This is a genomic window from Tamlana sedimenti (assembly GCF_038148895.1).
In the GTDB taxonomy this organism is placed as follows: Bacteria; Bacteroidota; Bacteroidia; order Flavobacteriales; family Flavobacteriaceae; genus Tamlana.
This window is the reverse complement of sequence record NZ_JBBVGQ010000001.1, coordinates 667,760-689,029: the sequence shown is the minus strand read 5'-3', so window position 1 is coordinate 689,029 and position 21,270 is coordinate 667,760. Positions and strand designations below refer to the sequence as shown.

20 protein-coding genes are annotated in these 21,270 nt (G+C 35.9%); 10 read left to right on the top strand and 10 right to left on the bottom strand.

Annotated elements, in window-relative coordinates; genetic code table 11:
* Nucleotides 1-184: 184 nt before the first annotated feature.
* Nucleotides 185-772 carry a hypothetical protein gene (locus WJN01_RS03005; RefSeq protein WP_445195676.1) on the bottom strand — a complete coding sequence of 196 codons (588 nt, stop codon included), beginning with the start codon at nt 770-772 and terminating at the stop codon, nt 185-187.
* Between the two features lie 603 nt (nt 773-1,375).
* Here WJN01_RS03005 and WJN01_RS03000 point away from each other — a divergent pair.
* Together WJN01_RS03000 and WJN01_RS02995 are read left to right on the top strand one after the other, a co-directional pair.
* Nucleotides 1,376-2,254 (top strand): AraC family transcriptional regulator, encoded by an 879-nt coding sequence (locus WJN01_RS03000; RefSeq protein ID WP_445195675.1) that lies wholly within the window; start codon nt 1,376-1,378, stop codon nt 2,252-2,254.
* A 143-nt stretch (nt 2,255-2,397) separates the two neighbouring features.
* Nucleotides 2,398-5,367: a carboxypeptidase-like regulatory domain-containing protein gene (locus WJN01_RS02995; protein WP_445195674.1), complete on the top strand. Its 2,970-nt coding sequence runs from the start codon at nt 2,398-2,400 to the stop codon at nt 5,365-5,367.
* Between the two features lie 5 nt (nt 5,368-5,372).
* Here WJN01_RS02995 and WJN01_RS02990 read toward each other — a convergent pair whose 3' ends face one another.
* The 6 genes from WJN01_RS02990 to WJN01_RS02965 form a co-directional block, all read right to left on the bottom strand.
* On the bottom strand, nt 5,373-6,029 hold the full coding sequence (locus WJN01_RS02990; protein ID WP_445195673.1) for an HD domain-containing protein: 657 nt from the start codon (nt 6,027-6,029) through the stop codon (nt 5,373-5,375).
* Nucleotides 6,030-6,050: 21 nt separating this feature from the next.
* Complete coding sequence (locus tag WJN01_RS02985) at nt 6,051-6,482, bottom strand: PH domain-containing protein (RefSeq protein WP_445195672.1); 432 nt, start codon at nt 6,480-6,482, stop codon at nt 6,051-6,053.
* 75 nt (nt 6,483-6,557) lie between these two features.
* Nucleotides 6,558-7,559 (bottom strand): acyl-ACP desaturase, encoded by a 1,002-nt coding sequence (locus WJN01_RS02980; RefSeq protein ID WP_445195671.1) that lies wholly within the window; start codon nt 7,557-7,559, stop codon nt 6,558-6,560.
* A 7-nt stretch (nt 7,560-7,566) separates the two neighbouring features.
* Nucleotides 7,567-8,307: a lysophospholipid acyltransferase family protein gene (locus tag WJN01_RS02975; protein WP_445195670.1), complete on the bottom strand. Its 741-nt coding sequence runs from the start codon at nt 8,305-8,307 to the stop codon at nt 7,567-7,569.
* Nucleotides 8,308-8,331: 24 nt separating this feature from the next.
* Entirely contained in the window at nt 8,332-8,730 is a 399-nt protein-coding gene (locus WJN01_RS02970; protein ID WP_445195669.1) for a hypothetical protein, read from the bottom strand.
* 124 nt (nt 8,731-8,854) lie between these two features.
* Nucleotides 8,855-9,265, bottom strand: coding sequence for a BrxA/BrxB family bacilliredoxin (locus tag WJN01_RS02965; RefSeq protein WP_445195668.1), 411 nt, complete (start codon nt 9,263-9,265; stop codon nt 8,855-8,857).
* 120 nt (nt 9,266-9,385) lie between these two features.
* Between WJN01_RS02965 and WJN01_RS02960 the strand changes: the two genes are divergently transcribed.
* Both WJN01_RS02960 and WJN01_RS02955 read left to right on the top strand, forming a co-directional pair.
* Nucleotides 9,386-10,162 carry a TerB family tellurite resistance protein gene (locus tag WJN01_RS02960; protein ID WP_445195667.1) on the top strand — a complete coding sequence of 259 codons (777 nt, stop codon included), beginning with the start codon at nt 9,386-9,388 and terminating at the stop codon, nt 10,160-10,162.
* A gap of 26 nt (nt 10,163-10,188) precedes the next feature.
* A complete protein-coding gene (locus WJN01_RS02955; protein ID WP_445195666.1) occupies nt 10,189-10,641 on the top strand; it encodes a DUF1569 domain-containing protein in 453 nt (150 codons plus the stop codon).
* Here WJN01_RS02955 and WJN01_RS02950 read toward each other — a convergent pair.
* The gene (locus WJN01_RS02950) at nt 10,638-11,657 is read right to left on the bottom strand and encodes a S66 peptidase family protein (RefSeq protein ID WP_445195665.1); all 1,020 of its coding nucleotides are present in this window, start codon (nt 11,655-11,657) and stop codon (nt 10,638-10,640) included. The two genes, WJN01_RS02955 and WJN01_RS02950, sit on opposite strands and share 4 nt — an antisense overlap.
* A gap of 286 nt (nt 11,658-11,943) precedes the next feature.
* On the opposite strand from WJN01_RS02950, the gene metG reads away from it, so the two are divergent.
* The 6 genes from metG (at nt 11,944) to WJN01_RS02920 (ending at nt 18,657) form a co-directional block, all read left to right on the top strand.
* Nucleotides 11,944-14,010: a methionine--tRNA ligase gene (gene metG, locus WJN01_RS02945; protein WP_445195664.1), complete on the top strand. Its 2,067-nt coding sequence runs from the start codon at nt 11,944-11,946 to the stop codon at nt 14,008-14,010.
* 232 nt (nt 14,011-14,242) lie between these two features.
* Nucleotides 14,243-14,713, top strand: coding sequence for a lipocalin family protein (locus tag WJN01_RS02940; RefSeq protein ID WP_445195663.1), 471 nt, complete (start codon nt 14,243-14,245; stop codon nt 14,711-14,713).
* Between the two features lie 12 nt (nt 14,714-14,725).
* Nucleotides 14,726-15,430, top strand: coding sequence for a YiaD family glycine zipper/OmpA-like lipoprotein (locus tag WJN01_RS02935; protein WP_445195662.1), 705 nt, complete (start codon nt 14,726-14,728; stop codon nt 15,428-15,430).
* A gap of 105 nt (nt 15,431-15,535) precedes the next feature.
* Entirely contained in the window at nt 15,536-16,054 is a 519-nt protein-coding gene (locus tag WJN01_RS02930; RefSeq protein WP_445195661.1) for a ferritin, read from the top strand.
* An 868-nt stretch (nt 16,055-16,922) separates the two neighbouring features.
* The gene (locus tag WJN01_RS02925; RefSeq protein WP_445195660.1) at nt 16,923-17,747 is read left to right on the top strand and encodes a cyclase family protein; all 825 of its coding nucleotides are present in this window, start codon (nt 16,923-16,925) and stop codon (nt 17,745-17,747) included.
* 4 nt (nt 17,748-17,751) lie between these two features.
* The gene (locus tag WJN01_RS02920; RefSeq protein WP_445195659.1) at nt 17,752-18,657 is read left to right on the top strand and encodes a histone deacetylase family protein; all 906 of its coding nucleotides are present in this window, start codon (nt 17,752-17,754) and stop codon (nt 18,655-18,657) included.
* A gap of 43 nt (nt 18,658-18,700) precedes the next feature.
* On the opposite strand, the gene WJN01_RS02915 is transcribed toward WJN01_RS02920, so the two are convergent.
* Nucleotides 18,701-20,794 (bottom strand): TonB-dependent receptor plug domain-containing protein, encoded by a 2,094-nt coding sequence (locus WJN01_RS02915; RefSeq protein ID WP_445195658.1) that lies wholly within the window; start codon nt 20,792-20,794, stop codon nt 18,701-18,703.
* A gap of 84 nt (nt 20,795-20,878) precedes the next feature.
* Nucleotides 20,879-21,256 (bottom strand): hypothetical protein, encoded by a 378-nt coding sequence (locus WJN01_RS02910; RefSeq protein WP_445195657.1) that lies wholly within the window; start codon nt 21,254-21,256, stop codon nt 20,879-20,881.
* Nucleotides 21,257-21,270: the final 14 nt, after the last annotated feature.

The following is a 21,270-nucleotide window of genomic DNA, read 5'->3' as shown; positions in this document are numbered from 1 at the left end:
TGTATTTATATACTTTTTTAGCTATCAGTTTAGACGAGCTTTTGGTTAAAATAAAACAGATTAAAAAGACTATAAAAGTGATTGTTGTGACGTGGGGAATTTTAAAAAAAACAAAAAGACAAGGCATAAAAAAAGTGGGCCACCACAGCCCACTTTTACCAACTAAACTAAATAAGACATTAAACTAATTATTAATGAATTTCGTGTATGTTCTTTCATTAGAACTTAGTACTATTTTATAATCACCACCTTTTTTAAGCTTGTATGCTTTTTCAATGGTTTTTGTGTCTTCAATAACATCAGAGTACACCATTTCGTATTCGCTGTTGTTGTCAGAATAAATCTTAATTTTTAAAGGTTCTAAACTTAATGACAGTTTTGAAATGAACAACATGTCATCCTTTTGTTTGATATAAGGTTTGAAAACTGAAGTTTCTTTTTCCCTAAGAAATGTTACTTTCTTTGCTTTTACAGTAAAAGGTAAGATTTTAATTTCCATGTCCTTATCAACTTCAAAGAAGTAATCGCCATTAGGAAGAGCAGATAAATCAAACCCTTTTTGATAAATTCCGGAAGCTTCTATAGACTCCTTATATAATACAAGGCCGTTGTAGTCTTTAATGGTCAATAAATCACCAACTTTTACATTAGTTAATGTTACAGCCGTTTTTTTGATATCATCTTTTACAACAGATTTATCGTTTTCGTTTGCGAAACTTACCAAGGTAGCCATCATGGTTACCATTAAGATTCCTTTTCTTGTGTGTTTCATTACGCTTTTCATAATTTGAGGTTTTTAACGTTCAACACTGCAAAGTTATAGCGGGTTTTTAGTTCATAAAGCATTGAAATTAATGCATTTATATGCTATTTTATCCGTTATTTTAGGGTTGTGTTAATATAGAATATATAGGTGTTAATAGTGTAAATTTTGACTCAAGCATTTTATTTTTTAAAAATAAATTCTACAATTATTAAAGGTTATAGTTGTTAAAATAATTTTTGAAATCTTTTAGAGTATCCTGGCAAAATTTAAGCAAAAAAAAGTGGGCCACCACAGCCCACTTTACCAACTAAACTAAACTAAATAAGACATTAAACTAATTATTAATGAATATTGTGAACTCTAAAAAGAGTGTTTTTTACTTAATAATTCTTTTAATTATTAATGCTATGATGTTCATAACAATTAACACTACAAAGATATGACCAAAGGGAAGTTATAAAAACATCAATTTTGACCTATTTCTATGCTATATTAACTGTTAAATGAATGTTAATATATCGTTATGATAAAATAACATAGATTTAAGGTAATTAAATATACAGTGTATGCATAATATGTTTTAAATTTGCATTAAAATAGTCCCAAGTTATGATGAATAAGAAACCCACATTAAAGAAAATAAGTCCAAGCTTTGGAAGCTCTTTGTTGGTCAAGCAGCATGTAGAGTCTGTGGATAAGAATGATGCCTATTGGCACTTTCATCCGGAACTGGAGCTTATATATATAAATAAAGGACAAGGTAAGACGCACATTGGTAACCATTTGTCTTATTTTAACAATAGCCAATTAATATTGATAGGCTCTAACCTGCCGCATAATGGTTTTACAGACCGATTAACGGCTAATGGCACAGAAACTACCATTCAGTTTAAATCCAACTTTTTAGGTGATGATTTTTTAAACATCCCAGAAATGGGAAATATTGTGGCACTTTTTGATCGCGCCAAAAAAGGTATTCGTTTTAAAATTGAAACCAAACAGAAAATTGGCCCTAAGATTGAAAAACTCCTAGAACATGATGGTCTAAAGCGTGTTTTAAAGTTTTTGGAAATCTTGAATTATTTAGCCAAAACAGATGATTATACCTTATTAAATGCTGATGGTTTTGCTTTTGAGAGTGAAGCACAGGATAGTTCAAAAATTGATATGATTTTCAAATACGTGAACAAGAACTTCCAAAATCATATTTCATTGGATGAAATAGCAGACGAAGTAAGTATGACCGTTCCTGCGTTTTGCCGATATTTTAAGAAAGCTACAGGTAAAACCTTTACGCAGTTGGTTAACGAGTATAGAGTTGTACACGCTACAAAACTGCTTAATGAAAGCCAGATGAGTATCGCGGATATTTGTTTTGAGTGCGGGTTTAATAATTTCTCGCACTTTAATAAACAGTTTAATGAAATAACTGGTAAGAGCGCATCAAATTATAGGAAAGAAATTAAGCTGATACTTCAAACAAAATAATTGCCTGAAGTTTATAGATATTCTAAAAAACAGGGAAGGATTAAACCTTTCCTTTTTTTATCTAAAATCCAGCTTTGCGTATTGCGATAAAAATATTGTAGGTTAAATATTACCATAATTTTATTTATCTTTCCAAAAAAAAGATGAATAAAGTTTTAACCATAGTCTTCTTAACACTATTAAGTTTTAATGGCACTTTTGCCCAAGACATCATTAAAATTGAGGCCTATGTTTTAGAAAAAAGTACAAACAAACCGTTGCCATATGTTAACATTGGCTTCTGGGGAAAAAGTATAGGGACTGTTAGTGATGAGAACGGAAAATTTTATTTAGAATATGAAGAAAACTATATAGGAAAATTTGAAGTATTGCAGTTTTCGTCTTTAGGTTATAAAATGTTACAAATAAAGGCTTCAGAGTTGTTTTCAAAATTGTCTGAAACCAATAAAATATATTTGGAACCCCAAAATTTGGCTTTAGATGAAGTATTGATTACCTCTGTCCAAAGAGAAAACAAAGAGACAGGCAGTTTGGATTACGATGGTCTTACCCTTGGTTATTGGAAAGATAAAATTGCTCTGGGAGGAGAAATTGCCACCAAAATTAAAATAACCAAGAAAAATTCAAAATTACTCGATTTAAAACTTCGGATTTTGGAAAACCTCTCCGATAGCTTAAAACTGCGCGTCAATGTTTACGATTCAAAAAAGAAGTTGCCCGGTAAAAACTTGTTGGCTACAAATATTTTTCATGTTGTAAAACAAGATAAAGGTATTGACACCATTAATCTTAGGCCCTACAATATTAAAGTTGATGATGATATTATTGTAAGTATTGAGCTGGTTGAGGTGTTTGGAAATCAAGTTGGTTTTGCCATCGCGGGCACCAATAACGGAAGCACCTTTACCCGGTACATAAGTCAGGATAAATGGAAACCCATAAAAGATGCTAAAATGGCATTTGGCGTACTTATATCTTACCCTAAAAAGGAGGATGAGATAGAAAAGAGAACACCACCCCAAGAAATAACCATACTTTGGGATACTTCAGCATCTATGGTTTTCAATAGAGATGTTGCCACTGAAATGGAATTTTTAAGAGAATATCTTAACGAGCTTAAAACTGTTTCTGTTCAGGTAACAAAGTTCAACACTCAAACAGATGAAAGTAAAACTTTTGAGATAGGCAATGGAAATTCAGATGAGCTTATTAACTATTTAAAGAATACGAATTATGAGGGTGGAACGGATTTTTCAAAAGTGTTTTTAGATAGTGGCATTAAGTCCGATTTGGTCATGTTGTTTTCAGACGGGATTTCTACACTTTCGGAGGTTGGAGAACCTTTAAGTTGCCCTATATTCTGCATTGGTTCATCAGAAAATGCCAATCATAATCTGCTTCAGAATATGTCCTCCTCAGAAAATGGTTATTACATCAATCTGACAAAAAACACCACTGATTCTGCAATAAAGGCCATGAAATTTAATATTGAAGACAGACATGTTTACAACTTACCAGAGGCGAATAGTGCCCAAAACAATGTTTATGGTAAGATTAGTAGCAACTCAAGGCCTTTAGAAGGCGTGTCGGTGAGTATCAAAGGAACCTACACCGAAGTTTTTACCAATCAAGAAGGTGCTTATAGCATCCCGGCACAATATGGAGATAAAATTGTTGTCAATTATTTTGGGGCAAAGGAGAAGGAAATAGAAGTCTCCAACAACAAAAATATAGATATAGAGCTTGAATTTGAAGGTGAGCTATTGGATAAAATAAGCATTATTGGTGTAAAAAGAGATACCGTTTCAAGGGATAATATGGTTAGACGGGCGGATAGAAAGTATGGTTATTCAACGTCTTATCTAGCAGCAGAAGATATAAGTCCAGCGGATATATATTTTGTGGATATTCTGCGGAAAATGCCTGGGGTAAATGTTTCAGGCCCACCGCAAAATCCAACAATCTGGATTAGGGACAGGAAGAAAACACCTGCGGTTTTTGTTGATGGTATTCAAACGCTTAATTTTCTATCCATATCACCTCAAAACATAAGTTCTATAACCATTTTAAGGTCTTTGGCAGCCACCAATAGGTTTGGGAGCGAAGGAGCAGGAGGAGCCATAATGGTTACCACAAAAACGGCTTTGCAATATAAAGAAGGGAAAGCAAAAAATTGGGCTCTAAAAACGGGCAATGATTATGAAGAAGGAAAATTATACCCAGAAACCAACACCAAAATTTCAAAATATATTGATGAATTATATGGTGCTGCATCGTTTAACGAAGCGTTGGCTATTTACAAGAACCAGAAAGCCAATTTAAAGCAGCCTTCAATTGACTTTTATCTGGATGCATCAGAATATTTTGAACGATGGGACAAGGAGACGGCCTATAATATCTTTACCAATATTGCAGACCTAGCTTTTAATAACGTTAAGGCACTGAGAACCTTGGCGTACAAACTTGAAGCTTTAAATAAATACGGGGAAGCCAAATATATTTACAAAAGAATATTGAAGTTGGAACCTAAACGAACTCAGGCTTATAGAGATTTGGCTTTAATTTATCAAAATACGGGTGAATATAACAAAGCGATGTTGCTGTACAAACAGATGCTTTTGGGAACCATTGAAGACCTTGATTTTTCTGGAATTAGAGATGTTTTAATCAATGAACTTCGTCATTTGGTATTGTTGCACAAAAATGAAGTTGATTATGAAGATTTGCCTTCAGATTTGCTATCAATCAATTTCAAAAAAGATATGCGATTCGTTTTTGAATGGAATGACCCTTTTGCAGAGTTTGAAATTCAATTTGTAAATCCAGATAATAAGTATTTTACTTGGGAACTTTCAACTTTTGCGAAAAATGAACGTTTAATGGACGGTTTAAAAAAGGGATATCAAATTGAGGAATTTTTTATTGATGATGCAAAACAAGGAAAATGGATCATCAACATCAAAAATTTAAAAAAGGAAACAACGTTAAATCCAACGTATTTAAAATATACAGTTTATGAGAATTTTGCCCAGCCAAACGAAAGTAAAACCGTAAGGGTTATTAAGCTGTATGAGCAGGAGGATAAGGCTACCTTACATGAGTTTATGTATTAGCATGGCTAATTTCTGCCTTCCCATTCTTTATAAAACTGCTCTAAATAGTGTTCCATAAATTCATGCCGTTTTGCAGCCAAACGTTTACCTGTTTCGGTATTCATTCTGTCTTTTAAAAGCAGTAGTTTTTCATAAAAATGATTGATGGTTGGTGCATTTGAGTTTTTATACTCGGCTTTGCTCATGTTGAGGTTGGGTTTAATTTCGGGGTCATAAAGTGCCCTGTTTTTAAAACCTCCATAGTTAAAGCATCGGGCAATACCAATGGCACCAATCGCATCCAATCGATCAGCGTCTTGAATAACATCCAGTTCTGCCGATTTGAATGTTTGTGCTTCATTGCCACCTTTGAAGGATATATGTTCAATAATATTCACAACATGCTCGATAACTGCTGAATCAACATTTAATTTGAACAGGAATTCCCTAGCTATTTTTGGACCAACAGTTTCATTGCCATCATGAAATTTACTGTCGGCAATATCATGAAGCAGTGCGCCTAAGGCTACGATAAACTCATCTACATGTTCACTTTTTGCAATTAGCAATGAATTGTTATAAACCCTTTCGGTATGGAACCAATCGTGCCCGCCCTCGGCATCTGCCAAGGTTTCTTTTACGAAGGCTATCGTTTTGTTGATGATGTCTTTTGAAGCGTACATGTTTTTTAGCCGAATAGCACTTTAGGCTGTTATTTTAATTTTACTGTTCAATTCAAGAATTTTTTCAATAAAAGATTCATTTGTTTTTGGGCTTATATAAAGCTCATTGAATTTGTCATATTTAACAATCAATCCTTTTCTTGATGTGGCAGGTCTAAACCCAACCCAAAGCGTTTTTCCTTTAACAATTTCTGTTATTCTATCTGTGCCTATTTTTCCGCGGAAAGGACCACTTTTATAAACTAGCCCATCTTCTTTTGATAACTTATAACTTGTTCCAAAATATAACCAAAATAAAAGCCACACAACGGCTAAGATTATAATCATTGGGATATAGCCCTGGCTTTTCATCGTTCCGTCAATGAGTCCAAAAATTAGAATACCAATTAAAAAAGTATTTAAACCAATAATTATGATGCTAAATAATATGTCTTTTTTGCTTTCGAATTTCATTTTTTCAACTTGATATAAAGTAAAAATAAAAATTCCTTTCGGTTAGGAAAGGAATTAATTTATGTTCTTATTGCTTTACTTTGTTAAGGCTGGTTCAACCCACTTAAATTGAAATGAGTTTTCCGGTATTTTCATACGTTCTGCCAATCGGTACATTCTTTCAGGAAGTTTCATAAGGTAATCCCTTGCTTTTTCGGCCTCGTCATTCAAGCCTGTAATCTTGTCAATTTCCCAACGGTCAATCAATTTTTTCAAAATATCAACATAGTCAGTTGAGGTGTAAACCCCAATGCGCTGTGCTGTATTTGAAAACTCTTCAAAAGCGGTTCCTATTTTATCTCCAGATTCCCTTAAAAAATGGGCAGGCATGGTAATTTTTTGTTTCATCATATAATGAAAAGCCATCATCATTTGGCTAGGATCAACCTTAAAAATACGATCTACAAAATCAGAATACGCGTGGTGATGGCGCATTTCGTCTCCCGAAATAATTTGGCACATTTTCGCCAATCGTTTGTTTCCATTTTTCTTGGCAATTTTGGCCACGCGGTTATGCGAAACATAGGTTGCCAATTCTTGAAAACTGGTATAAACAAAGTTTTTATAAGGATCGCGGTCTGTGCCAATGTCAAAACCATCGGCAATAAGGTGTTGCGTGGTTTTTTCGATTTCCTTCATATTCACCCTACCTGAAAGGTAAAGGTATTTGTTGAGTACATCGCCATGACGGTTTTCTTCAGCAGTCCACTGTTTTACCCATTTAGACCAGCCATTGCCGCCTTCATCAACTTGATTGATGCCTTCAACATCCATTAGCCACGATTCGTATGTGGGCAGCGCTTCTTCAGTAATCATATCGCCAACTAAAACTACCCAAAAATCGTACGGTAGTTCTTTGGCTAGTTCCCTAATCTCCCTTATTTCTTCAAAAAAGGCATCATCCTTTGCTTCAGAATTTGGTAAAAAATCGGTTGGCTGCCATATCGTATCAATGGGAATTAAATACTTTTCCATTAAAGCATCAACGTCTTTTTCCAAAAACTGCATGACTTCAATCCTCTTATTCTTTAAAGACATTTTTTAGCTATTTATAGTTTATGTGTTTTGTAATAGTGGTTTCAATACTATTTATGAGCTCCTCATTATTAACAAAGGTAGCCATTTCTAGGGGTTTATGCACGGTAAATTGAAGATGATTGCCCAAGCCTAATGGGAACTTTCCGTATTTGTAGATTTTCCATGAATTATTTATCGTTATTGGAACGACCAAGGCAGACGGTGCTTTTTTAAATAATATTTCCAATCCTTTGGTTTGAAATGGTTTAGGTTTCCCGGTTTTACTTCGTGTGCCCTCCGGAAAGATTACAGCAGAACGTTTGTTCTTTTCGATGTATTCACCAAATTTCATAAGGGCTGGCAATGATTGTCTCGGATTTTTTCGGTCTATAAGCGCTGCTCCGCCATGACGCAGATTATATGAAACACTCGGTATACCCTTGCCCAATTCTATTTTACTGATAAATTTTGGGTGGTATTTCCGCATAAACCAAGTTAGCGGGTATATATCATGCAAACTTTGATGGTTGGCCACAATAATTAAAGGCCTATCTGTGGGGATTTGGTATGGATTGTGAAAAGAAAAACGCGTACCCAAAATATGGGCACAGCGCATGAGGCATAATTGTAAAATATCTACGCTTATTTTATGGGCCTGATAACCAAAAAGATTAAAGCACACCCATTGTATAGGATGGAAAATTACTAGTGTTAACATGAAAAACACATAGTAAATAACGGAAATAGGGTATGACAATAGTTTTTGCATGCCCCAAAATTAATAAACTAGATTTTAGTATACAGCAATGCAAGTGTTATTTTCACAATTTACACTTGAAGGAGGGCTGGCGAAAGCGCAATCAGACACAATACCCCATCTGGTATTGAATTCGGCTTCCAATTGATTGTAGTTTGCCACCATTTGCTCTAATTGCTCGGTATCGATTGAAGTTGAATAAATTAAGTAACTCCATGGGCCACCGCAAGGTTTACTGCCCAAGCCAATAAATTTGCATTCTGAAGTTTCATTGCAAACGGAAGTGTTGGCTAAAGCCTCAATTTCAGATTTTAAATTATTTAATTCGGTTTGTTCTTCTTCAAAAGTTGGCATGTTGCCCTCTTCATCACATTGAAATGCGACTAAACTGAGGCAAATTAACAGGAGTAAAGGGGCAAAAAATGGCTTTTTCATTTTAAATCAATTTTTTTTACTAGATGGTTCGCAATTAAAAAGGTTGCGTAAAGGACATAAAAAAACCACAATTTTAATTGTGGTTTAATTTTAATCGTGTTTTATGTTTTTTACAGGTAGTGACTTAACAAAACTCGTTGTAAGCATCAATAAGGTTTTCTGCAATCAGTTCGGCTGGGCGACCTTCAATATGATGACGCTCTAACATGTGAACCAATTCCCCATCTTTAAACAAGGCCATACTTGGAGAGCTCGGAGGAAAAGGAATCATATATTCTCTTGCTTTTTCAACTGCTTCTCTGTCAACACCTGCAAAAACCGTAACAATATGGTCTGGTGTTTTTTCATTTTGTAAACTCAATCTTGCTCCTGGGCGGGCATTTGCTGCTGCGCAACCACAAACCGAATTCACGACAACCAAAGTTGTGCCTTCTTTTGCCAAAGCGGCGTCAACATCAGCCGCTGTATATAATTCTTCAAAACCAACTTTGGTTAAGTCTTCACGCATTGGTTTTACTAATTCTGCTGGATACATATTTTTCAATTTTTTAATTAACCGTTTATTCAGACTGCAAAGATACCAATTGTGTAACAAAATGGTTACTCAATCAACTAACAAATATTATATTTGACGATAAACATAATTTATCATTACATGAGTTTTTCTAAATGGATAGGTGGAGCATTGGGCTGGTCGTTTGGAGGACCTATTGGTGCTATAATAGGCCTGGCCATTGGAAGTTTAATAGACTCAATTTCGGATGGCAATGGAGGCACTTTTATTGGTCAGGGTGAGCCACGCCGAAGAGAACGAACAACGTATAGAACACAGTCCAGACAGCGTCCGCAAACCCAATCGGGCGATTTTGAGGTAAGCTTGCTTATTTTGGCTTCGGTGGTCATAAAGGCGGATGGGCAACAAGATCAGCGCGAATTGGATTTTGTACGCCAGCAATTTGTGAACATGTATGGCAAAGAGCGGGCAAACCAAGCCTTTAAGTTATTTAAAAACATTAGTCAGCAGCGCGTTTCGGTAAGGCCAGTGTGTTTGCAAATCCAGCAAATGATGGACCATCCATCGCGGTTGCAGCTTATCCACTTTTTGTTTGGCATTGCCAAAGCAGATGGTACGGTGACGTCAGACGAGGAGCGCCAAATTTACACAATAGCCGGTTATTTGGGCATCAATTCAAAAGATTATGAAAGCATAAAAGCTATGTTTTACAACAGTAGTGATAATGCTTATAAAGTGTTGGAAATTGATAAAACTGCCACAGTTGACGATATTAAAAAAGCCTACCGAAAAATGGCTATGAAATACCATCCCGATAAAGTGCGACATTTGGGCAAAGAGCATCAAGAAGGAGCCGAAGAAAAATTTAGGCAAGTACAGGCCGCTTATGAGCAGTTGCAGAAGGAGCGTGGGTTTTAATCAAATAATCATAAAAGGCATAATCCATGAAAAACATTTTCGACTTAAAGGAAACCAATGCTATTATTGACCGTATTAATAAATTGAAACCAGACACACAGCCTTTATGGGGTAAAATGAGCGTAGACCAAATGTTGGCGCACTGCAACGTAACTTATGAAATGGCTTTTGAAGATAAACACCCCAAACCTAATAAGTTTACAAAGTTTCTGTTGAAGTTGTTTGTTAAGAATACTGTGGTTGGAGACAAGCCTTATAAGAAAAACTCAAGAACAGCGCCCCAATTTTTAGTGACGGATGCTAAAAATTTTGTTGAGGAAAAAGCAAGATTGTCCGATTACTTAATTAAAACCCAAAGTTTGGGAGAAGGTTATTTTGATGGTATGGAGTCGCATTCCTTTGGAAAGTTAACCAAAGAAGAATGGAACAATATGTTTTATAAACATTTAGACCATCATTTGAGCCAGTTTGGGGTTTAGTTTTGAAAAACTATTTTTGACTCTTCACTATTTGAAGTTAACTGAACCGTTCTCCCTAAAATCATGGCTCTATTATCTTTTTCATGTCCAGCATGCATGTTAAAAGCTATTGGGAAATCATATTCAGAAAGAGCATCTAAAATAAGCTGTTCAACCGAAGTGCCCCAAAGTGTGGTGTTTTTTCTAAGCTTGGTCATATCACCAACAATAATGCCTTTGCAATTATCAAAATAACCAGATCGCTTAAGGCTTTGCAACATACGGTCTATATGATATTTGTACTCGCCAATTTCTTCAATAAATAATATTTTACCAGACACATCAATACTAGATTTAGAGCCCAGCATAGTATGAAGCATGGTTAAATTGCCACCAACAAGTTCACCTGTTGCCGTACCTATTTTATTATAGTTTGAACCTTCTAAGGTATAGCTTAACGGCTTCCCAAAAATGGCATCTTTAAAGGTTGCTATGGTTTCTTGAATAGTTGAAGCATCGTCCTGTAAACTGGTGCACATCATGGCATGTAAGCTTTCAATACCTTCATTATGAACTTGGTTATGTATAGCCGTGATGTCAGAATAACCAATTATCCATTTTGGTTTTTTTTTGAAGGTGGTCCAATTCAGTTTGTCCAAAATCCTGACGGAGCCGTAACCTCCACGCGCACACCAAATGGCACTGACTTTGGGGTCATCTAAAGCCCTTTGGAAGTCTTCACAACGCTCGTCATCCGTGCCTGCAAAATGGTTGGCTTGGTTAAAAACATGTTCGCCAACAAGAGAATTCAAACCCCAACTTTTTAAAAGGTCTTGGGCTTGCTGTATTTCGCCAGATCGGTTTTTCAAAATTCCTGAAGGGGCAACAATGGCTACGGTATCGCCTGCTTTTAAGTATGGTGGTTGTTTCAAAGTGTTGTTATGTTTTTCAGAGGCCGTATTTTGCGCTAAATATTTATTTGTTCCGAAGAAGAAAACTGCACAAAATAAGCTTATTGTTAGTAGGTTTTTCGTCATAATGTAAATGTACATTTTTTTTAATGAAACCCAATTTTTAAGAGCCTTTAAGCGAATTAAAAATTAAAGGTTGAATTAATCCTGAATTTATTTCGGGATATCAAAATTGTAGTGGTTTTATATTAGCAGAATTTTTTCCAATAAGCCCTCAAATTGATTATTTTTGTGCCTTTAAAAGATGCGTTATTCCGAGCAAAGCATGGGAATCTGTTTAATGAGAAGGTCAATTCATAAGATTGCAACAGCCGTTCCTCCTTCGCAATGACTAAAAAATTAAAGTTTTATAATGAACAAACCAAAACGCTACACCGTTACAACGGCATTGCCCTATACTAATGGGCCTATCCACATCGGGCATTTGGCCGGAGTTTATGTGCCAGCCGATATATATGTGCGCTATTTAAGATTAACGGGAAATGATGTTGCCTTTATTGGCGGAAGCGACGAACACGGTGTGCCTATTACCATAAAAGCAAAAAACGAGGGCGTGTCCCCACAAGATATTGTAGATAAATATCATGCCATAATAAAAAAGTCGTTTGAAGATTTTGGAATCTCTTATGATAATTATTCTCGTACTTCGGCACCAATCCACCATGAAACGGCTTCAGAATTTTTCAAGACGTTAAATGAAAAAGGTGAGTTTATCGAAGAAACCACCGAACAGCTTTTTGATGAGCAAGCCAATCAGTTTTTGGCGGATAGGTTTGTTACGGGGACTTGTCCAAAATGTGGAAATGAAGAAGCTTACGGCGACCAATGTGAAAAATGTGGCACCAGTTTAAATGCTACAGATTTAATAAATCCTAAATCAGCTTTAACAGGAAATGTACCGACTTTAAAGGAAACAAAGCACTGGTTTTTGCCTTTAGACAGATACGAAGATTTTTTGAAGGAGTGGATTCTTGTTGGTCATAAGAAAGACTGGAAGCCGAATGTATACGGACAAGTAAAATCTTGGATTGATGATGGATTGCGCCCAAGAGCAGTAACCCGAGATTTAGATTGGGGTATACCTGTGCCAGCTGAAGGTGGAGAAGGCAAAGTGCTTTACGTCTGGTTTGATGCGCCTATTGGTTATATTTCATCAACCAAGGAATGGGCGGCGCGCGAAGGCAAAGATTGGGAAGCTTATTGGAAAGACAATGACACTAAACTTGTTCATTTTATCGGGAAAGACAATATTGTATTCCATTGTATCATTTTTCCGGCCATGTTAAAGGCAGAAGGTAGCTATATATTGCCCGACAATGTGCCAGCAAACGAGTTTTTAAATTTAGAAGGAAATAAATTGTCCACTTCCAAAAATTGGGCGGTTTGGTTGCCTGAATATTTAAAGGAATTTCCGGGCCAGCAAGATGTTTTACGTTATGTTTTGACCGCCAACGCTCCAGAAACCAAGGATAACGATTTTACATGGAAGGATTTCCAAGCCAGAAATAATAACGAACTGGTTGCCATTTTCGGGAATTTTATTAATCGTGTGGTGGTTTTAACCAACAAATATTACGAGGGAGTTGTGCCTGAACCTTCTGAATTTGAGCAAGTGGATGAAGATACTTTGGCCACTGTTAAAGCTTACCCTGATGTTATTGCAAGTTCCATTGAACGCTACCGATTTAGGGAAGCCTTAAACGAGCTAATGAATTTGGCACGATTGGGCAACAAATATTTAGCTGATGCTGAGCCATGGAAAGTGATAAAGGAAGATGAAGAGCGGACAAAAACCATCATGTATGTGGCACTTCAAATAGCAAGTGCGTTAGCAACATTAAGCGAACCATTTTTACCATTCACTTCTGAAAAATTAAAATCGATGCTAAATGTCACGTCGATCGGTGTTGAGACGTCTTGGAATGATGTTTCCACCAATGAAGTTTTACTTCCAGCAGGCCACCAAATTGGCAAGGCTGAATTACTGTTTTCTAAAATTGAAGACGAAACCATTCAAGCACAATTGGATAAGTTAGAAGCGAGCAAAAAGGCAAATGAGGCAGCCAATAAAGCTGTTGAACCACAAAAGGACACCATCACTTTTGAGGATTTTACTAAGCTGGATATTCGTGTAGGCACTATTTTAGAAGCAGAAAAAATGCCAAAAGCAAAAAAACTATTGGTTTTAAAGGTTGATACGGGTATTGATGTGCGTACCATTGTTTCTGGAATAGCCGAGAGCTTTACGCCAGAAGAAGTGGTTGGAAAACGGGTAACTGTTTTGGTAAATCTTGCTCCGCGTGCATTAAGGGGAGTAGAAAGCCAAGGTATGATTTTAATGACCGAATCCGCCGATGGTAAATTGGTTTTTGTAAATCCGGATGATGCTACGGTTGCAAATGGACTTCAAATAAGCTAGTGCTTGTTTGCTTAAAAGTTTATTAAACTTGATTTGATTCATTCGTTAATTCTTTGTTAAACAGATTTTTAAGAACCAGAAAGAAAAACATGTGTAAAAAGTTGCTATTCAATATTTTAACATGTATTTTCATCTATTCCTATTTTTATTTTAAATCAACTTTTAAATTTTCACCATCTATTCGGCCATTAAAAACGTATATAATACTAGCATATTAATTAAATCCTAACACATGAAAAAATTACTTCTATTACTTGTTACAATTAGTGTTTTGTCTTGCGGAGCTTCTAAAACGGTCCGAGATTCTAAAAAGGTTATTAAAGGCAATTGGGTGTTAAATAAAATTGATTATAGTCAATTGGGGACCTACAATGTTAAACTGTTAAACGATGAATCAAAGGACTGTTTTGTAGGTAGTTCATGGCAGTTCGTTCCCAACAACAATACAGGAATTTATACCATTAATAATTCGCAGTGCTCTATCGGAGACCGTTATTTTGTGTTCACCATTGATGAGGTGAATAAAGAAACTGGGCTTTATGATTTCCTATTAAAACCTACAGACGAGAAGTACAAATCGGAAACCAAACAAGGGTTCAGATTGAGTTTGGTGCAACTGTCCGATTCAAATATGCAATGGGAGCAGACCGTGAATGTTGAGGGCAAGCCATTTACCATCACAATGAATTTTATAAAGCAATAAAAAAATTATAACATGAAATCAATTTTAAAAAATACAGGAATAATATTGTTAGCATTTGTAACTATAATAAGTTTTACCAACTGTAAAGCGGTTCAAAATGCAAACAACAAACAAAAGGGTGCTGTTATAGGTGCTACTGGGGGTGCTATTTTGGGAGCTATTATTGGCAATAATGTTGGTAAGGGCGGTAATGGTGAATTGGGCGCGGTTATTGGCGGCGTTGTTGGCGGTACCGCAGGTGTGCTTATCGGGAATAAGATGGACAAGCAAGCCCAAAAAATTGAAGAGGAAATTCCAGGGGCCGAAGTAGAACGTGTTGATGACGGTATTGTGGTAACCTTTGATGAGGGCAGTGGTGTTTATTTCGCAACCAATAAATATGATATCAATGCAACGTCACAAGCAACACTTAATAAGCTTATTGGGGTGTTTAAGGAGTATCCAGATACCAATATTCTTGTGGTTGGTCATACCGATAGCCAAGGCTCTGAAGAATATAATATGACGCTTTCAAAAAACAGGGCTTATGCCGTGACCAATTACTTATCCAATAATGGTATTAGTAGCGGAAGATTAACTACCAATTGGTTTGGCGAAACACAACCGATGCACGATAACTCAACGGGCGAAGGCAGGGCGAAAAACAGACGAGTTAATGTGGCCATTATTCCGAACGAAAAGATGATTGAAGATGCCAAAAAGCAAGCTGGCGAATAACTAGTTTTGCCAACAAAAAAATTAAAGGATTGTTCCCAAAGAACAATCCTTTTTTGTTTCAAATTGACCCAATAAATCAGTAACTTTACGTAAAATCCAAAAGATATGTTATCAAAAAAAATACAAGACGCGTTAAATAACCAAATACGCGTTGAGGCAGAGTCATCGCAGATATATTTAGCCATGGCATGTTGGGCTGAAGTAAAAGGATTAGAGGGTGTGTCAAATTTTATGTATGCCCAGTCTAATGAAGAACGCGAACACATGTTGAAACTGGTTCGTTTTGTAAATGAGCGTGGCGGCCATGCAAAAATTTCAGAATTAAAGGCGCCAAATGTTACGTTCAATTCGTTTAAGGACATGTTTAAGGAGCTATTTAACCACGAGGTTTTTGTTTCTGAAAGCATCAACGAATTGGTTCATATTACACTTCAGGAAAAGGACTATGCAACCCATAACTTTTTACAATGGTATGTTGCCGAGCAAATAGAGGAAGAAGCCATGGCCAGAACGATTTTAGACAAGATAAATATGATTGGCGATGATAAAGGAGGACTATATCTTTTCGACCGGGATATTGAAAATTTAACTGTAACTACCGCAGCAACAAATGCCCCTGAATAGTTTTAACATTTAATCTTATTTAGATTTAATAAAAATAACTTATTTTTGCCATCGAATTTGAATATCCTATTCTGCTTTGGGCAAAAAGAAAAAAAAGAAGGCAATAAAAAAATTACGAAAATTGGGAATTGATCTTCCTAAAAACGTAAAAGATAGTTGCTGTAAAAAATTCAAAAAAGGAGAAAATAAGCGCTGTAAAAAATGTCCTTGTTTTGATTTGGTTAAGAAAGTTGCTTAAATCTTTGTCATACTGAACTGGTTTCAGCATCTTATCAAAATAATTCAAAAGTAAAATTATCCCAAACCCATTAGATTTTATAACCTAATGGGTTTTTTCATTGGACAGAGGAATGATGAGGCTTCTAACTTCTAGCACTTTTGTTTATCTTTATAAGGTTCATGTCTACATTTGATAATATATTCATATTAATTATGAAATTGTACAAACCTCTTTTTTCAGTAATTATAATTATTATTCAATTTATTTTGTCATTAAAATCCTATTATGATTATGTTGAGTGGGGGAAAAGTCATCCTGAATTAGATGGTTTAGTGGACAGATTTTTTCATGGTGAAAGCTTATTCGTGTTTGTTTTAATACTAGGTATCTATGAAATGCTTATAAAACCGAGTACGTATAAGATTGTAATTCGAATTTTCTTGGTTCTTATTGTTTTAGGGACTCAATTTCACAATCTAATTCCAATTGAAGATTTTTATTTTGGAGTATACAATTGCGCATGGTTTTCAACTGTTGTTGCATGCATTTTAATTTTTCTTAGAATGGCAGAATATAGTTTTAAAAGAATAAATAACAGAAACTAACTTAACTAATTTGAAATCTGTTTTCATGCCTAATTTTAAATACATGCAAAAGTCATCATACATTTTATCCAGTTTGTTATTGTTTGGTTGCAATAATGCAACGGATAAAGCAGAAAAGACCGCCGATTCTCAAAAAAATGAAGAGTCCACTAAAAGACAAATCATAGATTTAACACATGAATTTTCAGAGGAAACGGTGTATTGGGTCACTGCCAAAGAATTTGAATTGGACGTAGTGGCTGCGGGAGAAACAGATAAAGGGTTTTATTATGCTGCCAATAATTTTGCAACTGCCGAGCACGGCGGTACACATATAGATGCACCCATTCATTTTGCGAAAGACAAACAGTTTGTTAATGAAATTCCGTTGGAAAACCTGATAGGCAAGGCCATTAAAATTGATGTTTCCGAAAAAGCTTTAAACAATCCAGATTACTTGATTTCTGTTGAAGATTTTATCAATTGGGAAAAACAGGAAGGTATGGAAATTCCAAAGGGCAGTATCGTGCTTTTAGAAACGGGGTTTTCAAAATACTATCCTGACAAAAAGAAGTATCTGGGTACAGACCAAAGAGGGGATGAAGCTGTTAAGTTGCTTCATTTTCCCGGTCTATCTCCTGAGGCAGCACAATGGTTGGTTGAGAACAGAAGTATTCATTCCATTGGTATTGATACCCCAAGTATTGATTATGGGCAATCGCAATATTTTAAAACGCACGTTATACTTTTATCTGAAAATATACCAGCATTCGAAAACTTAACGAATCTGGGTAAACTCCCACCTAAAGGCTTTGAAGTTGTAGCCTTACCGATGAAAATTAAAGGCGGTAGTGGGGCACCATTAAGGATTGTGGCATTTGTAAAATAATGCCATGTTAAAAATTGCCTATCACCCAATTTATAAACATCCTTTGCCCAAAGGGCATCGGTTTCCCATGATTAAATATGAGTTGTTGCCCGAACAGTTACTGCATGAGGGTACTTGCACAAGTAGTAACTTTTTTGAGCCTGAACGTATGCTTGATGAGACGCCAATTTTAAATGTGCATGAACCCATCTATTTTTACGATTTACTCAATTTAACATTGGATAAACGCGCCGCAAGAAAAATAGGTTTTCCGTTAAGTGAAACACTTGTTGAACGCGAAATTGTAATTGCTGATGGCACGATTAAAGCCAGTAAACATGCGCTTAAATATGGTGTGGCCTTGAATATTGCGGGAGGCACACATCATGCCTATTCAAATCGGGGAGAGGCTTTCTGTATGTTTAACGATCAAGCTATCGGAGCTCGTTATCTTCTAAATGAAAAATTAGCTAAAAAAATATTGATTGTAGATTTAGATGTGCACCAAGGAAATGGTACAGCAGAAATTTTTCAGAATGACTCAAACGTGTTTACTTTTTCAATGCACGGAAAAAGCAATTATCCTTTTGTGAAGGAACAAAGCGACTTGGATATTGCTTTAGAAAATAACACAGATGATAAAACCTATTTGAAAATCTTAAAAGAAATTTTGCCAAAACTTATTGAAGAGGAACAGCCTGATTTTATTTACTATCTCAGTGGTGTTGATGTTATAGCTTCCGATAAATTGGGAAAACTGGGCATGACTATTAACGGATGTAAAGAGCGTGACCATTTTGTGCTCAAAACCTGTAAAGATTATAATATTCCCGTAATGTGCTCGATGGGCGGGGGATATTCCCCAGAAATTAAAGCCATTGTAGATGCCCACGCCAATACATTCAGGTTGGCACAGGAGATTTTCTTTTGATGCAAAAAAAAAGAGAGCATAAATTTATGCCCTCTTTTTTTACCTAAAAATTGTACTGTACAAAAGTACTGAAGTTTCTTCCTGGCTCTGTTATTGGAATTCTACCAAAGTCGGCCTGGTTTGTAAAACTGAAGTTTAAGTGGTTGTTGTAAGTTTCATCAAAAACGTTTAATGCAGCCACCCCGACACTGAGGTTCTTTAGTGGTTTAATGCCAAAACGAATATCCATGGTTTCATAACCATTTGTTGTGGTTTCTCCAAAGCTTTCTGCTATTTTGTCTTGTTTGCTCGTTATGTTGTACTGAACATTTGCCCAATATTTTTCACGCTTTAAACCCAATGAAAGGCTGGTATTAAACGGAGGGGTAAGGGGCAAGGATTCCCCTAAGTCGTTGTTTTTGGTATACACATAAGCCAATTCCGTTTTGAAATAAAAATCATTTAAAAAATTAACTTGAGCCATGGTTTCAAACCCAGTTTTGTAAGCATCGTTTAAATTTCTAAATACTTTTACATTTCTTGGTTCTGCCATCGGCATGTATTTTCGGTTTATGTTCGGGTCAACAACAGCAACAATATAGTTTTCAAACTTAGAATAGTAAACATTTGCCGAATATTTAAAGGTATTTTTTAGATTATCTCCTTTAAAACCAATTTCAAATTGATTGTTAACTTCGGGTTTAAGGTTTGGATTTCCCAAATATTCATAAGGGTCTTGGCCAACTGTAAAATGATTGATGTAACGTTCTATCATATTGGCAGAGCGTACCCCACGACCATAAGCAGCCTCGACGGTAAAATGGTCTGAAACCAATTTTTTAAGGGATATCGTTCCGCTTAAATTGTTATCTGTTTTTTCTTCTAAATTATATCTAGCGGCAAAGTCAGCTTCAGGGTCGTCAATATCACTTTTAACCATATCAAAACGCATGCCCGCAGTTAATATGGTGGTTGGGTTTATTGACCATTTGGTTTCGGTAAAAAGACCAAAATCGTTAATGTAACTGTCTTGCCAAACTTTGTCGTTAAACACCATGGGGTTTGGTAATGGCATGCCCATCATGTCCAGTTTTACGGTTCTGGTTCTTCCACCATCCCTGGCAATATTCATAATATCTAACCCACTAAAAACCATGAGCTCTTTTGCAGGTTGCCATGTCAACTCCAATTTTCCGCCTAGTGTAGTCGCTTCCACCGCTGAAGTGGCTTCCATCATCATAAAAGTGGGTCTGTTAAAATTGTTCATTAAATGATCTACAAAACTATAGTATGCCTTTGCGGAAAAGTTTTTAACTGTTTCACCCAAATCTGAAATGTGGTAATCCAAAGATAGAATGCTACTGTTATCATATTCGGTATCCATGGGTAGAGCAGCGTGTTGTACATCGCGGCCAAACGACTGTCTCCATTGGGTTTGCAGGCGTTGGTTTTTTGTAAAATTGTAACCAAGTTTCACACCATAATCTGTGCTTCTGAAAGAGGAAGGGATTTCTACGTTATTCCCATCTTCGTAGTTGCCAAAATCCCTGAACCCCATATTTGCAACAATATCATACTTATTTTGAATGTATTGAAGTTGAAGCATATTGACAATAGAATTTCCATTGGTTTCATATCCAGTCGATACTTTTCCGTGGAATCCCTTATCCAAATAGTCTGGTTTTTGTGAAACCATATTTATAACACCCCCAAAAGTAGCCCCGTAGCGAACCGTAAAGGGGCCTTTTATGATTTCAATTTTCGAAATTTCTTCGGGTGTTACGTGTGTTGTAATGGGGTCCATTCTATTTGGGCAAGCATGCATGGCTTTTGTGCCACCATCATATTGCACATTTAATTGTTCGTATTGGCTGGCCCTAAAACTTGGATCTATGGCATAGTTTCCTCGCTTTATCACCGAAAACCCATTGATGCCATTAAATAAATCGGTTACGTTTTTAGGTTGGACTATGTTTTTTTCATAATCGTTGGTGACGGTGGAAAATACAGGGTCAGTTTTGTGGTTTCCTGTAACAATCACCTCGTTTAATTGGTTTATTTTTTGTTGCGTGCTGTCTTGCTGGGTTTCCTGTTTAGTTTGACCAAAGGACACAACAGATATTAGCGTACCCAAAAGCACACTATATAATATTTTCATTTTATAGCTTTTAAAAATTTGAAATAAGTCGATTACTTTTCAGTGTTTAAAACACAAAAAAGATTGATTTATCTAGAAAATGACCTATGACTGAGGAGGATGAAAACAAAACGTTTTAAAGCTAAAACTGTATAAATTTAGATAAGAAATAATACGTTTCGTTTGGGTGAAAAACTCAGGGGTTAAGTTATAGTTAAAAAGCTCATGTTTAAAAAGTAAAAGCTCATCAAAATTTATAAGTTTGGTGGGCTCGCTGCTTTTTTCATTTGACGATTGGGCTACTTTTTTCAGATGGCACTGACCATTACATTGCATTTCGGGTTTATCTTTATTTTCGCAAAGCTTTTCAATAAAACCCACTGGGTCTAAGCTATAGTAGGCATAAGTGGCAGAAACCTTTAAGCTGTTGTACAGCATAAGTGTGCTTAACAAAAATACAATTAGGTTAGCCCAGTTTTTCACGGATGCAAAATTAA

Coding starts and splice junctions, on each gene's coding strand:
- WJN01_RS03005 (WP_445195676.1), bottom strand. CDS start 772: ATGAAACACACAAGAAAAGGAATCTTAATGGTAACCATGATGGCTACC.
- WJN01_RS03000 (WP_445195675.1), top strand. CDS start 1,376: ATGATGAATAAGAAACCCACATTAAAGAAAATAAGTCCAAGCTTTGGA.
- WJN01_RS02995 (WP_445195674.1), top strand. CDS start 2,398: ATGAATAAAGTTTTAACCATAGTCTTCTTAACACTATTAAGTTTTAAT.
- WJN01_RS02990 (WP_445195673.1), bottom strand. CDS start 6,029: ATGTACGCTTCAAAAGACATCATCAACAAAACGATAGCCTTCGTAAAA.
- WJN01_RS02985 (WP_445195672.1), bottom strand. CDS start 6,482: ATGAAATTCGAAAGCAAAAAAGACATATTATTTAGCATCATAATTATT.
- WJN01_RS02980 (WP_445195671.1), bottom strand. CDS start 7,559: ATGTCTTTAAAGAATAAGAGGATTGAAGTCATGCAGTTTTTGGAAAAA.
- WJN01_RS02975 (WP_445195670.1), bottom strand. CDS start 8,307: ATGCAAAAACTATTGTCATACCCTATTTCCGTTATTTACTATGTGTTT.
- WJN01_RS02970 (WP_445195669.1), bottom strand. CDS start 8,730: ATGAAAAAGCCATTTTTTGCCCCTTTACTCCTGTTAATTTGCCTCAGT.
- WJN01_RS02965 (WP_445195668.1), bottom strand. CDS start 9,265: ATGTATCCAGCAGAATTAGTAAAACCAATGCGTGAAGACTTAACCAAA.
- WJN01_RS02960 (WP_445195667.1), top strand. CDS start 9,386: ATGAGTTTTTCTAAATGGATAGGTGGAGCATTGGGCTGGTCGTTTGGA.
- WJN01_RS02955 (WP_445195666.1), top strand. CDS start 10,189: ATGAAAAACATTTTCGACTTAAAGGAAACCAATGCTATTATTGACCGT.
- WJN01_RS02950 (WP_445195665.1), bottom strand. CDS start 11,657: ATGACGAAAAACCTACTAACAATAAGCTTATTTTGTGCAGTTTTCTTC.
- metG (WP_445195664.1), top strand. CDS start 11,944: ATGAACAAACCAAAACGCTACACCGTTACAACGGCATTGCCCTATACT.
- WJN01_RS02940 (WP_445195663.1), top strand. CDS start 14,243: ATGAAAAAATTACTTCTATTACTTGTTACAATTAGTGTTTTGTCTTGC.
- WJN01_RS02935 (WP_445195662.1), top strand. CDS start 14,726: ATGAAATCAATTTTAAAAAATACAGGAATAATATTGTTAGCATTTGTA.
- WJN01_RS02930 (WP_445195661.1), top strand. CDS start 15,536: ATGTTATCAAAAAAAATACAAGACGCGTTAAATAACCAAATACGCGTT.
- WJN01_RS02925 (WP_445195660.1), top strand. CDS start 16,923: ATGCAAAAGTCATCATACATTTTATCCAGTTTGTTATTGTTTGGTTGC.
- WJN01_RS02920 (WP_445195659.1), top strand. CDS start 17,752: ATGTTAAAAATTGCCTATCACCCAATTTATAAACATCCTTTGCCCAAA.
- WJN01_RS02915 (WP_445195658.1), bottom strand. CDS start 20,794: ATGAAAATATTATATAGTGTGCTTTTGGGTACGCTAATATCTGTTGTG.